Below are 13,003 nucleotides of genomic sequence, written 5' to 3'. Positions count from 1 at the left end.
AGGTAAATCTTTTTTCTATTGCAGGACAGGCAGCTCAATTGTGAAGGTTGAACCGACTCCTACAGAGCTTGTGACTGATATTGTTCCTTTGTGAAGCTCCACGAGATGCTTAACAATGGAGAGTCCAAGCCCCGTGCCGCCTGAGCTTCTCGACCGCGCTTTATCCACCCGATAAAACCGTTCAAAAATTCGGGGCAAATCCTTCTTCGGAATACCGATACCGGAATCCGTAATTTGGATGCGAATGTGATCATCGCCCAGCCCTTCAACCTTAAGGGAAACCCGGCCGCCCTCAGGCGTATAGTTGATGCCGTTGGAGAGCAGGTTCATAATAATTTGGCGCAATCGATCCTCGTCTGCCTCAACATACAAGCCTGGCTCGATGCTCATCGAAAGCTCGATGCTCTTGCGGGAAGCCTCCGATTCCATAAGCTTGACTGATTTGTCTACAAATGTGTCCACCTCTACCGGCGAGAATACGAGAGGAACGCGGCGCGACTCGATTTTGGACAGCTCCAATATATCTCCGATCAACCGGTTAAGACGATCGCTCTCATCGAATATAATTTGCAAGAACGAACGGGCCGTTTCCTCATCATTAACAGCGCCGCCTAGCAGCGTCTCGGCAAAGCCCTTCACTGCCGTAATCGGCGTCTTCAGCTCATGCGATACGTTTGCTACAAACTCGCTGCGCATCCGCTCCAGCCTGCGAATGGCCGATACGTCCTGCAAGACGAGCAGCACGCCGGAGAAATCATTTCCCTCCGGATGAATCGGCACCAAGTTGAGCTCAAGCAGCCTCTCCTCCGGGAAATAGAATGTGATTTCCTCACGCAAATGTTCTTTGCTTTTTAGACCTTCTTGAATCATTTGCGACAGCTCAAACTGCTGCTTTGCTTCGGCAAAATGGCGTCCGACCAGCTCGCGTGCGGAGAAGCCAAGCACTTCCTCGGCACGTCTGTTCATCAGCACGATTTTGCCGCCGCGATCGATCATGACGATACCGTTTATCATATTATCAAGCACGCTCTCGAGCTGATTCTCATTTTGCTGAATACGTGTCATTTGAACGAGAAGGCTGTCAGCCATCGCGTTAATGGCGTTTCCAAGCTCGCCAATTTCATCCTGCTTTGTTACCTTAACCCGAGCATGGTAATCCATGTTTTTAATCCGTTTCGCAACCTTCGTAATTTGCTCCAGCGGACTAGTCAAGCCTAGTGCAAGACGATAACTGATTACGGCTGCGATTAAAAATAGCACGAGCAAGCCTGCCGCCAGCAACATCGTCAATTTGTTGATGCTCTCCTCAACCTCATTCAAGCTCATAGCAAGTCGAATGACATCTGGCTCTTTATTCGGTATGACCTTAACAGGAATGGCTACGTACATCATATTTTGCCTTACGGTTTCACTTGCCCGTATCGCTCTTCCGATTCCTGTCTTTAACGCTTCCTTTATTTCAATTCGGTCAAGATGGTTGTCCATTTCCTTCGGATCCCCATCCGAATCGCCAAGCACGACACCATCATTGCGGATGAATGTAACACGTGCGCCAGTATAACGCTTGAGCTCATTCGCCTCAGCCGAATAATAATTGTACAACGAAGATAATTCACCTGATTTCCATTCCATTTTTGCCGAAATGATCTGCATCTCGCGAACCATATTGTCTTCAAGCGCGTTTATATGGTTTTCTTTAAATGTTTTGACCATAAATAGGCCTGCTGCACTCACTGATAATGCGATCATCGCGATCATAATGAGCGTCAGCCTGGTGCGAAAGCTGTTCATCCGGTTCACTCCTTACTGCGTCTGGTCAGTCTTTTTACCTATTGTTGCGACGTTAACATTCATCGTTTATCGTACATGCGGCACTGCACTTTCGCCAGACTTGTTTTTGTTAAGTTTCTGTAAAACGTAATGATGCACAGTAGCTAACGGCTGCTGAATAAGTATCGACAATACGACGGGCACAGCCGCAAGCGGGCTGAAGTAGCCTAGCGCAAGCATGATGCCGAGCGAAATATTGCGCATCCCGGTCGCATACGACACCGTCACCTGCTGCTCGTTATTGCGAAGATAAGCCGTTCCGATATAGCCAAGGGCGTAACACAAGCCAACTAGCACAACAACAAGCGGCACGAGCAGCACCATATCCTGCTTCAGCTTATCCAGATGAGGCGCAATTGCTGACGCATTCAGCGAGACGACCGCAACGAAGCAAAGCTTGGAGAGCGGCGAAGTGAACGGCTGAACAACATGCTGAATGCGACCCTTGCTCATTTGATTAAGAGCAACACCGATAATAGTAGGAAGGACGATAATGACAAGCAGGTCAATGATGATAGGCCCAGCCTTCACCTCAACCGCTGATTTAAAAAACAGATGAATGCCAGCTGGCACGACAAGCGGACTAAGCGCTGAATCAAGCACCACCATTGCCAGCATAAGCGGAACGCTGCCGCCTGACATTCCTACCCAGAGAACGGTCGAGACGCCGATTGGAATAATAGTAAACAAAACGAGTCCAACGACGTACGGAGAATCCGCTCCGAATACGAGTGTGCCAAGAGCGTACGCAGCAAGCGGGGAAAGCACATGTGCGATCACGAAGGTGAGCACCATTATGCCAGGCCTTTTCATCACAATGCGCAATTGTCCCAAGCCGCAGCCGATAGCCATCGTTAACGTTATATAGGCGAATAAATAAGGAACGGATTTAATAAAAGGCTGCAGATGCGAAGCGAATATAAAACCAAGTATCAAGGAGCATGGAATAATGATAAACATCCATCTTTCAAAATGCCGATTAAAGGCCAAACCAAATTCACGCATGCTATTTCCCTCATTTGCCTTATCTAGTCGTTTTTATACATAAGCTTTATAATAGCATAGACACTCCTGTTCATGAACGGAAACTCTTGAATTAATGGTCGGCAAAGGAGACAATGATGAAGAACGGTAAATTCACCAATACGATCATTCGCATGCAATACGTGCCTAGATGGAGCGAATACGCGCCTCGTTTCGAGGACAATGCCTCCACCCATAGCTTTAGATGCGCTGCTTTGTCCATTCTAATTGGGATCATCGAGGAAAAAGTTTGCAACGAGCCGCTCGACAAATTAAAGCTGCTCGCCAGAAGTCTATGGGGCGATTTAAACAATACGGGAACCGGCTCCATTAAGCATGTAACCAAGAAAGAATCGCTCGTCATGAATCATATTCGACACTTCGAGGCGGAGCTCAGCAAAGAAATTGTCTCCTATCTCTCGAAGTCGCTCCAGCCGCAGGCCTATGATTATATCGTCAATGCGCAGGATGACACACATATCGGAAGGCTAGTTGATGCGATTGATACGCTGGATGCTTATCTGTATTGTCACCGGGAAGCCAAATACGATACGAACCCATTCTTCCATGCAAAGCATAAGGAGCTTAGGCAGGCTCTGCTTGATACGAGGCTTGAATCCATCGAGTGGCTGCTTAGCGAATACGACAAGCAGGACGGCTTCTACGAATTTATCCAATACATCGTCAATCTGGACACGGTTAAGCGCTGGAACGGCAGCTACAACCTCGTTCCAGACAATGATGCCACACACTCCTTTCGAGTAGCGTCGCTTGCCTTATTTAATGGCTTACTCGAAATCGAGCGCTTCGGAAGCACAAACATCGATCTTTATAAGCTGCTGGCTAAGGCTGCGCTGCATGATTTGCCCGAAGCGTTGTCCGGCGATGTCGTCGCGAACTTCAAGCACAACAACCCAGACATCAAGCATGCGTTCGAGCAGTATGAGAAGGAAACCGCCCGTTTTATGATCAATAAGCTGCCAGAGATCTTTCACGAGGACATGATCGAGTTTATCGCGCACAGCAAATCCGATGACTATGTCGGCGAAATGGTCGATATTGCAGACAAGCTGGACGCTTTGATCAAGGCCAGTCTCGAGATGCGCAACAATCCTCATTACGCCGACACCTACTATAACCAGCTCATAAAAATCCAACATCGCTACGAAAATCCATGCGTTATTTTTTTCCTAGCGTATATATTGCATGATTTGACCTACTCGAACCTGATTGGACAGTAGCTGATTCCGAGGATAGCATCCCCTGCTGCACTTTATGCAACAGAAACCTGACATAACTAGCAATTATTGGAGCTGCATTGCAGAAATGCAGCAGAAAATGCATCCCCACTCCTAGATGAGCGGGTAACAGATGATTCTGTTGCAGCAACTGCAGTGTAGCTCTCTATTTTCGGCTCAAACGGCTTTTCTGTTGTACTTAGTGCAGTGTAGGTAGGTGTGTGTTTGAGAGAAATTGATTGGACAGTAACAGCAGCTGCAGTGGAGTGAATTGAATATTGGTGCTTGAGATTGGTGCTTGAGATTGGTGTTTGAGAAAATAGAACCTCACTTGTTCGCTCTCATGGTCTTTTCAAACCATTAACACCAAATAGCACCTCAAGCAAAAAAAGACCGCGAGTATCATTCACTCGCAGTCCAATATTCTTACCCTAGCCAAGCTAGCTGCCTGCAACCGCGCTCCAGCCGAATGGATATGCAGCCGATATTTCAAGCGGCAGCTTCCCTTCAGGCTTCAGATCGCCAAGCAAAGCTTTCGCCGCTGCAGCAAGCGCAAGCGGTCTGCATTCATAGACAGCAACATAAGCTTTCACCTCTGGATAAAGCATTAAATCAAACGGATTCCGAACCGAAACAGCTGCCGTCCGATCCGGAGCAAGCCTTACGACTTCGCGTGCAATATCACGCTCTAGCGGATGTTTGGATGCATCGTAGGTGACCACGATAATTTGTGCAAAACTTGCTAAATCAGCAAGCGGATTGTCGCTGTTCATCTGACGCTCTACCACATTAGCTCCAAACTCGCTTAGGAACTTGCCTAACGATCCATCGCCGGACAGCATTTCGTCAGCTACCGATACAGGAACGATGTCTGGCCACAGCACGAGGGTGCTTTCGCTGCGACTCAGAGGCAGCAGGCCGCCTTCATTTTTCACAAATGTGACTGACGCTTCGCTCCAGCTTCTCGCAACCGCTTTATTCGCTTCCGTACCAATTGCGGGTTCAACCTGATCCCAAGGCAGTAAAGGCTCTTCCAGACCAAGCTTCACCTTAAGCGACATGATCCGGTTAAGAGCTTCGTCAATACGGGCTTCGGCTAGCTCGCCATTCTGAACTGCAGCGATTACTGCTTCAAGTGCAGCCCATTGCTTCTCGAACGTATGGCTAATAAGCACCATATCTGCTCCAGCTTGCAGCGCTTTAATCGCACCCTGCTCGGGACCATAGGTTTTATCGATCGCGTCCATCTCTAGGCAGTCGGTGACGACGATACCGTTATAGCCAAGCACTTTGCGAAGCAAGCCCGTAATAACCGGCTCGGACAAAGTCGAAGGTACGCCGGTCGGATCAAGAGCAGGCAAGCAGACATGCGCAGTCATGATGCAGTCCGTCCCCGCTTTAATTGCCGCACGGAACGGCTTTAGCTCGATCGCTTCCAACCGTTCACGTCCATGGAGCAATATAGGCAGTGCATGATGGGAATCGACTGCTGTATCTCCATGTCCCGGAAAATGCTTGACTGTCGCAGCCACGCGAGCAGACTGATAGCCAAGTACGGCTGCCGCGCCAAGCTCAGACACCACCGACGAGCGGTCGCTATATGAACGCACATTAATAACGGGATTGTCCGGATTGTTGTTGACGTCGATACATGGCGCATAATTCATCGTTACGCCAAGCAGGCGCAGCTCCTCGCCGCATACGCGCGCCGTTTCTCTTGCGCCTTCCGCAAGGCCCGCCGCTCCAATTGCCATATTGCCCGGCATCAGCGTGACGCCGTCAACCAGTCGTGCCACCATGCCGCCCTCCTGGTCAATCGCAACGAACAAGGGCGGCTGTCCCGCATTCCTAGCAATGTGCTGAAGGTCTCCGCTAAGCTTATGTACCTGCTTCGCATTCTTCACATTACGCGAGAAATAGATCGTACCGCCAATGCCGTTCGCTTCAATTAACTGCTTAATTTTTTCGGTTGGCTCATATCCATGAAAGCCAAATACAAATAATTGCCCGATTTTCTTATTCAGGCTCCAGCTTTGCCATTCACGCTCTAACGTCATTACCTTCCCCATCCCCTCAGCACTTGAAACCCTCATACGCTTGCACAACCTTATATTAGCTGTTTCCCATATTATCCTGTCGCCTGCTGCGGAAGTCCGTCGGATTCTCGCCCGTATATTTCATAAATACCTTCGTAAAATAACGCCGCTCCGCATACCCGACTTCCTTCGCGATTTGCGCTACGCTCTTTGGTGTATCCGCCAGCATCGCCTTCGCACGCTCCATCCGCTGGCGCGTTACATATTCGATAAACGTTTCTCCAAATGTCTGCTTAAACAATAGACTGAAATATGACGTACTTAGCCCAACATGCGTTGCCGACTCCTCCACGCTAAGATCGCGATAAAGGTTGCGATCCAGAAACGCCTTAGCCTCGGTCATCGAGCGCTCCGATTGCTTCTTCTTATCCAACGATTTCTCGGAAACCGTATTCGTAACCTGACGAATAACCGACAGCAAATCCTTGATCCCAAAACGGCGATCCAGCCTGCGCCAAAGCATATCCTCTTGCTCGCGCGTGAATACCCCCATCTCCTTCATCTCCCGCATGAGATGCAGGACGAAGAAATGCAGCAGCGGCTTGACACGATTAAGCGAGGGCTCGTTCATTCGCTGCAGCAGCTCAGTAATGCCATTAAGCTCGAAGTCTACGCTTTTTGTATCACCACGTTTGACTGCTCCGATAATTTTTTCTGCCGTTTCCCAGAACGCGTGATCCGCTTGCAATGATTTTTGCTGTTCGGACGGATAGAGTGTAATGACGTCATGTACCGGCGTAATTTGCATCCCCTGCTGAACCTGCTTATAAGCGTGGGACAAATCGGCAACCGATGCAAAACCCCGATATATGCCTGCAAACAAAGACAGCTTCACATGGCTCTTTATCGCATCCAGCAGCATTTCGGCCCATGTGTTAATGTGCGAAAAGTTAAACTCAGCTGCTTTCTCCACTTCAATTAGTACGCACCATTCGCCATCGCGAATTTGAATGACAGCATGATGCAGCCCATTTTGCTGCAGCTTCTCGCGAAGCACGTTGCACACAGCAAAATTCCACAGCTTTCGTTCCTTGTCTGACCAATCGCGCCAATCCTTCGTTTTCTCAGAGCTAACGTCTAGATCAAGCACAATTAAGACGAACTGCTGCTGCTTCAGCTCCTGTTCATCGCCGGTCAATAGCCAGTTATCTGCGGTAACATCGGTGTAGTCCATAATGATGTCGTATAAAATCTTCTCGCTTGCCAGATCAATCATTCGGCCAAGCTTCTGCTTCTCCTCTTGCTGCTGCTTCTGCTTGCTTCGCTGGCTCGACATCACTCTAGCAATGACACCGGTTAATTCATCGTACGGAATGGGCTTCAAAATATAATCATTGACGCCAAATTGAATAGCCGTTCGCGTATATGCGAAATCTTGATACCCCGACAGCATGATAATGTCGCAAGCCATCTCTTTCTCGCGTATTTGACGTATCAGCTCCAAACCGTCCATAACTGGCATCCTAATATCGCACAGCAACAAATCGAACGTCTGCTTCTCCATCAATTCCAGCGCTTCGACGCCGTTTTTGGCCGTACCGCCAACCGTAAGTCCAAGCATTTCCCAGGGAATAACCTTTTCTAGATTTCTCGTAATATGCGCTTCATCATCGACTAAGAGAACCTTCCCGGTCATAACTGATCACCTCTGCTCTTCGGAATTACACAACGAATAACGGTACCGCTGCCCTCCTGGCTGCAAATCCATATGCCATAAGCCGGGCCATAATGAATGCGAAGTCGATCGGCTACATTTTGCAGGCCAAGCCCTCTTCTTTCCCCCATCTCAACAGCATTTGGCTGCTTCCTGGAAGGATTCAACCCATTCGCAAGCTTAGTTAGCACGCCATTGCTCATACCGAGTCCATTATCACTCACCATTATGACGATGGAATGAGGCTCGGCGGCAACATCTATCGAGATGATGCCTTGACCATCCTCATAACCGTCAAACCCATGCTGAATGCTGTTTTCGACAAGGGGCTGAAGCGTCAGCTTCAATATTGTATATTCAAGCGCTTCTTCTTGAACGTTCAGCACATAGCTGAACAGCTCCTCGAAACGGTACTTCTGAATTTCCAAATAACTGCGAACATGCTCAATTTCTTGATGTATCTTTATTTCTTCTGAATGATGCATGCTTGTGCGCAGCAGATTGCTTAATCTACGCACCATCAGCATAATTTTTGCGCCTTCGTTTTGCGCGGCGAGCGCGTTGATCGACTCCAGTGTATTAAAGAGGAAATGCGGCTTAATTTGTGCCTGCATCAGCATCATCTCTGCATGCTGCTTGCGAGCCTGCTCTGTGCGCACTTCGCTAAGCAAATTTCCGATTCGCTCCACCATACTGTTAAAGCTGTTTGCGAGCAGCACCGTCTCGTCTTTGCCCTGCGCGGTCACGCGAATGTCGAGCAAGCCCTGCTCGACCAGCCTCATTTTGCGGACGACCTTGATGATCGATTTGGCTACGCGGTTCACGAAGAAGACGTTGAAGAGAACTGCCGAGAGCAAGCCAAGAACGGTAATCATGCCAATCCATTGCATGAACCGTACATTCTCATTCGTGAGCGAATTCCAAGGCTTAACCGAGACGAGAATCCATTCATTGCGATCGAGCTGATAGGAGGAAACAAGACTGTCTACACCCTCGAACTTCACTCTAGAGCTCATATAGTTATTCGTCTGCTGCGGAAGCGCATTGGTCTGTTCATTAATGTTATGACCGTCAAATTCGCTTTTGCTGTCCAGCATAATAAGACCTGATTTGTTAACGATTAGATATCTGGTTTCAGCAGCATCGGCTTGCGGATTTTGGAACGCTTTGAGCATGCTCGAAATCTCTTCTGTCTTATACTGCGTAATCATGACACCAAGATCGTTAAACGACTCGATATCCTTTACAACGCGCATCTGTGTAAACAGCGGCGGCTCAACACCTGTCAGCTCCCGCTGCTCATACGGACCGATCCATAACGGACGACCGCCAAGCTCCATCACTTCTTTATAAGTGGAATGCGCCTTCAGCATATCGAACGATATAGGCTTGAACGTCGTCGGATCATTGCGATAGGAGCGGAACATCGTCCCGTCCTTCGCATACATCACGACAAAGCTTACAGCTGGATGCTGAAACAAGATCCGTTTCATTTCCTTCTCCGCTTGGTTGATGGCAATAAGCGTGCTTGCGTCATTATTCGTGTACGTGCTGTATTTGAGCGTATCCTGCACCTCTGAGCTTGTCAGATTACCGTCGGAGAGCTGATCCAGCTCGCGAAAAAAGTAACGAATGTTTCCTCCTACCGCCTTGAGCGAAATTTCCGTTTGCTCACTATATTTTTTCTCGAGCAGCGTCTCTGAATTTAGAAAAGAGAATATGCCGAGGCCAATCATCGGAATGATAATTAGACAAATAAAAGCAAGCATCAATTTCGGTCTCAAGTTCATCTAGTAGACTCCTTCTTCTATTTACCCTTTTACGCTGCCCGCCGTCATGCCTTCTATGATTTGACGCTGCAAGAACATATACACGACTAGAACCGGAATGATGCTTATAATGACCGCCGCAGAAAGCGATGCAAAGTTGGTGCGATAGCCATCATTAAAGGTAGCCATGCCGGTAGGCAGCGTTTTGAGCGATTCAGACGTAATAAATAGCTGGGATAAAATATATTCGTTCCAATTGGAAATAAAATTTAAAATAAATACGGTTACAAGCGCTGGCAAGGAGATCGGAATAATAACTTTGAAAAACAAGCCGGTCGCGCCAAGCCCGTCCACAATTCCCGCTTCTTCCAATTCATTAGGAATCGATAGCATAAAAGCATATATAATAAACACGGTAATCGGCAATGCATAAGTGCAGTATACCAAAATTAGCGACCAATGCGTATCATATAATGGATGACCAAACACCTTGATGCCTTGAACCAAACGGTACAACGGAATAAATAAAGCACCCGGAGGTACGATCAGGCCGAGCAAAATAAATTGGTAAATCGTTTTGTTCATTTTCTTGTATTTCATGCGCGCAATTGCGAACGAGGTCATCGCGGCAAACAGCAGCGTAAGCACACATGCGATAACCGTGACAACCGTACTATTCCAAGCATATTTGCCGATATTTGCGGTTTGCCATGCGGCAACGTAGTTGTCAAAATTAAAGCTGGTTGGCAGTGCCCATGTATTGACTGTGATCTCGCGATTCGTTTTGAAGGAAGACATGAATAGCCACAGCAAAGGGAAGAGCAATACGACGACATAGCCAACTAAAAAAGAATGCATCCACCATTGTGAATTACCGGAACGTTTCATCAGTATTGCACCTCCTCGCTTTTCGTGATGCGTTGCAAAATACCTGTAAGCACTAAAATAATGATGAACATCGCTACCCCGATTGCACTTCCATAACCAAGCTCGAGCGAACGAAACCCTACTTTAAGCATATAAGTCGACATAACCTCCGTGGATTGAAACGGACCGCCATTCGTCATAATTTGTACGATATCAAGCACCTTCATCGTTCCCGAAACGGTGAGCAGCAGCATAACGAACAGGATAGGTCTGACGAGGGGCAGCGTAATAGACCATGTTTCTTGCCAGCCGTTAACGCCATCGAGCTTGGAAGCTTCGACGATCTCTTTCGGAATGTTTAGAATCGCCGCCAAACATAGCACAATGAAGAAGCCGATATTTTGCCATGCGTTCGCAATTAGAATGGAGAGCATCGCAAGCTTGGGATCGGACAACCATTCACGCGCCCAGCTCTCAGGAGCAGCCAGACGAATAAACTGATTGATCATACCCGAATCATAGTTGTACAGCACGCCGAACAATATTGCGACTGTAGCTGTCGATATGACAACCGGCACAAATACGGCCGATTTGTAAAAGTCACGCATCCGTCTAACTTTGCTGATAATGATCGAGATCAAGAAGACGAGCGGAATGTTCACAATTAAGGAAAAAGCCATAAAGTAAAAATTGTTCAATAGTGCTTTTCTAAAAACCTCATCCTGCCACAATCTCGTAAAGTTATCGAAGCCGATAAACACCTTCTCGGTAATGCCGTCCCAACGAAAGAAGCCATAAACAAACGATACGATGACGGGGTAAACAAAAAACAAAGCGTATAAAGCAAGCGTCGGAATAATGAACGCCACGTAAGTAATTGGATTTTTGAGAGCTTTGTTCATAATGTCCTCCTTTTATGCTGACTGGCGTTAAAAAGGGTGTCCTCCTGGAAGGAAGGACACCCTCTCGTCCATCAGGAACGATTGTAATGTCATACAATTACTTAGCCGCGTTAGCCTTATCTTGCGACGCTTGAATTTTTTCTGCTACTTTTTCCGGAGTCGATACTTTACCGATCAGCTCTTGAATGCCAACGTTAACGTCAGCGCCAACTGCTGGTTGAACGATTGCATCGTAAGCTTTCCAAGAAGAGGAAGCGTCAGCCATTACCGTCAAAATTTCAGTTGTAAGCGGGTCTACGCCGGACAAATCGCTGAGCTTCATGGAAGGAAGCAATTTGTCTTCAACCAACGTACGTTTTTGCACTTCTTCTGTGAAGAAGTTCGCGATAAATTTCTTAGCTGCTGCTACTTGATTTTCATCAAGGTTTGCAGAGAAGCCAAAACCATTTGAATACGATGCGTTGATAGAAGTTTGGTCGCCTGCGCCGCCATCGATGGATGGGAATGCGAAGTAACCGATTTGACCTTTCAGATCACCTGCTTCGTCGCCTGAGAAGCGGTTCGCATCCCAAGTTCCTGTGAACACCATAGCTGCCTTGCCGGAAAGCAATTGTGCACCTTGGTCAGCATAAGCAAGGCCTAGAGCGCCTTTTGTAAAGAAATCCTTATTCACAAGCTCTGCGTAGGAAGCAAAGCCTTTAACGAAGTTCTCGTCTGTCCATTTCGCTTCGCCGGATACCACTTTGCTGAATGCATCGATACCAACGTTGCGTTCCATAACGGTGTTCCACAACATGCCGTTAACCCAGCCGTCTTTGGCAGCCAAACCGAATGGCGTGTAGCCGGCTGCTTTGATTTTCTCAGAAATATCAAGCAATTGAGCCCATGTTTTAGGAGTTTCCAAGCCTAGCTCGGTGAAAATTTTCTTATTGTAGAAAATGGCTTCGCTGTATCCGCCGAAAGGCAGGCCGAATACTTTACCGTCTACCGTAAACTCGTCCAAGCTCGCAAACTTGTCTGTTAGGCCAAGCTCTGCAATGATTGGAGTCAAGTCCAGCATGCGATTCGCTTTTACATAAAGATTAAGGTCAGCACCTCCGAATACTTCGAAAATATCAGGAGGATTGCCGGCTGCCATCTCAGCTTTCAGCTTTTGATCGCGATTAACGATCTCGTCAATGCCTTCAAGCTTGAAGGTAAGGCCTTTGTTTTCTTCCTGTGTTTTGGCAACGACGTCTTCTAAAATTTTCAAACGAGTTTTGCTCGTTTCTTTAATTTGCGTATGGCGCAGGGACAAGGTAACGTCCTTAGCATCTGCAGGTGTCTCAGCAGGTGTACTTGTACTGTTTGCACCTGCGTTTTTGTTCGTCCCTGCATTGTTGCTCGTACCGCATGCCGATGCGACCAACATGATCGATACTAAAAGGGTGGCAAGTAGTGTGTGTTGCTTTTTCATTGGGAAGACCTCCTCGTTTATAGTGCTTCTTGTTTACCTCGCATCCTTATTATAGTCGCCCTTGAACAAACGTAAGGAGGTCCAAATACCGACGAGTTAGGGATACTATCCTCTTATTTTGGATTAGAGGGATAAAAATTTAAAGCCCGCCGGGTTACTTTTCCCAGG

9 protein-coding genes are annotated in these 13,003 nt (G+C 47.6%); 1 reads left to right on the top strand and 8 read right to left on the bottom strand.

What is annotated here, in order from left to right; all coding sequences use genetic code 11:
- Positions 1-15 precede the first annotated feature (15 nt).
- Both pnpS and AC2TDN_RS11275 read right to left on the bottom strand, forming a co-directional pair.
- Positions 16-1,791, bottom strand: a complete 1,776-nt coding sequence (gene pnpS / locus AC2TDN_RS11280; protein WP_482068118.1) for a two-component system histidine kinase PnpS — start codon at positions 1,789-1,791, stop codon at positions 16-18.
- Positions 1,792-1,857: 66 nt separating this feature from the next.
- Entirely contained in the window at positions 1,858-2,835 is a 978-nt protein-coding gene (locus tag AC2TDN_RS11275) for a bile acid:sodium symporter family protein (protein WP_484688051.1), read from the bottom strand.
- Positions 2,836-2,951: 116 nt separating this feature from the next.
- On the opposite strand from AC2TDN_RS11275, the gene AC2TDN_RS11270 reads away from it, so the two are divergent.
- Positions 2,952-4,094, top strand: coding sequence for a YfbR-like 5'-deoxynucleotidase (locus tag AC2TDN_RS11270; RefSeq protein WP_482068116.1), 1,143 nt, complete (start codon positions 2,952-2,954; stop codon positions 4,092-4,094).
- A 437-nt stretch (positions 4,095-4,531) separates the two neighbouring features.
- Here the strand turns inward: AC2TDN_RS11270 and AC2TDN_RS11265 are convergent, their stop codons facing one another.
- From AC2TDN_RS11265 to AC2TDN_RS11240, 6 genes are all read right to left on the bottom strand, one after another.
- Positions 4,532-6,148, bottom strand: a complete 1,617-nt coding sequence (locus AC2TDN_RS11265) for a glycoside hydrolase family 3 protein (RefSeq protein ID WP_484688050.1) — start codon at positions 6,146-6,148, stop codon at positions 4,532-4,534.
- A gap of 55 nt (positions 6,149-6,203) precedes the next feature.
- Positions 6,204-7,823 carry a response regulator transcription factor gene (locus tag AC2TDN_RS11260; RefSeq protein WP_484688049.1) on the bottom strand — a complete coding sequence of 540 codons (1,620 nt, stop codon included), beginning with the start codon at positions 7,821-7,823 and terminating at the stop codon, positions 6,204-6,206.
- Positions 7,820-9,631, bottom strand: a complete 1,812-nt coding sequence (locus AC2TDN_RS11255; RefSeq protein ID WP_484688048.1) for a cache domain-containing sensor histidine kinase — start codon at positions 9,629-9,631, stop codon at positions 7,820-7,822. Before AC2TDN_RS11255 ends, AC2TDN_RS11260 begins: the two co-directional genes overlap by 4 nt.
- A 21-nt stretch (positions 9,632-9,652) precedes the next feature.
- Positions 9,653-10,498, bottom strand: coding sequence for a carbohydrate ABC transporter permease (locus tag AC2TDN_RS11250; protein WP_482068112.1), 846 nt, complete (start codon positions 10,496-10,498; stop codon positions 9,653-9,655).
- Positions 10,498-11,379, bottom strand: coding sequence for a carbohydrate ABC transporter permease (locus AC2TDN_RS11245; protein ID WP_484688047.1), 882 nt, complete (start codon positions 11,377-11,379; stop codon positions 10,498-10,500). Before AC2TDN_RS11245 ends, AC2TDN_RS11250 begins: the two co-directional genes overlap by 1 nt.
- Before the next feature lie 97 nt (positions 11,380-11,476).
- Positions 11,477-12,835, bottom strand: coding sequence for an extracellular solute-binding protein (locus tag AC2TDN_RS11240; protein WP_482068110.1), 1,359 nt, complete (start codon positions 12,833-12,835; stop codon positions 11,477-11,479).
- Positions 12,836-13,003: the final 168 nt, after the last annotated feature.

The organism is Paenibacillus sp. Y660 (assembly GCF_057221575.1).
This window is presented reverse-complemented; position numbering and strand designations above follow the sequence as displayed.

Coding starts and splice junctions, on each gene's coding strand:
- AC2TDN_RS11260 (WP_484688049.1), bottom strand. CDS start 7,823: ATGACCGGGAAGGTTCTCTTAGTCGATGATGAAGCGCATATTACGAGA.
- AC2TDN_RS11240 (WP_482068110.1), bottom strand. CDS start 12,835: ATGAAAAAGCAACACACACTACTTGCCACCCTTTTAGTATCGATCATG.
- AC2TDN_RS11265 (WP_484688050.1), bottom strand. CDS start 6,148: ATGACGTTAGAGCGTGAATGGCAAAGCTGGAGCCTGAATAAGAAAATC.
- AC2TDN_RS11255 (WP_484688048.1), bottom strand. CDS start 9,631: ATGAACTTGAGACCGAAATTGATGCTTGCTTTTATTTGTCTAATTATC.
- AC2TDN_RS11250 (WP_482068112.1), bottom strand. CDS start 10,498: ATGAAACGTTCCGGTAATTCACAATGGTGGATGCATTCTTTTTTAGTT.
- AC2TDN_RS11245 (WP_484688047.1), bottom strand. CDS start 11,379: ATGAACAAAGCTCTCAAAAATCCAATTACTTACGTGGCGTTCATTATT.
- AC2TDN_RS11270 (WP_482068116.1), top strand. CDS start 2,952: ATGAAGAACGGTAAATTCACCAATACGATCATTCGCATGCAATACGTG.
- pnpS (WP_482068118.1), bottom strand. CDS start 1,791: ATGAACAGCTTTCGCACCAGGCTGACGCTCATTATGATCGCGATGATC.
- AC2TDN_RS11275 (WP_484688051.1), bottom strand. CDS start 2,835: ATGCGTGAATTTGGTTTGGCCTTTAATCGGCATTTTGAAAGATGGATG.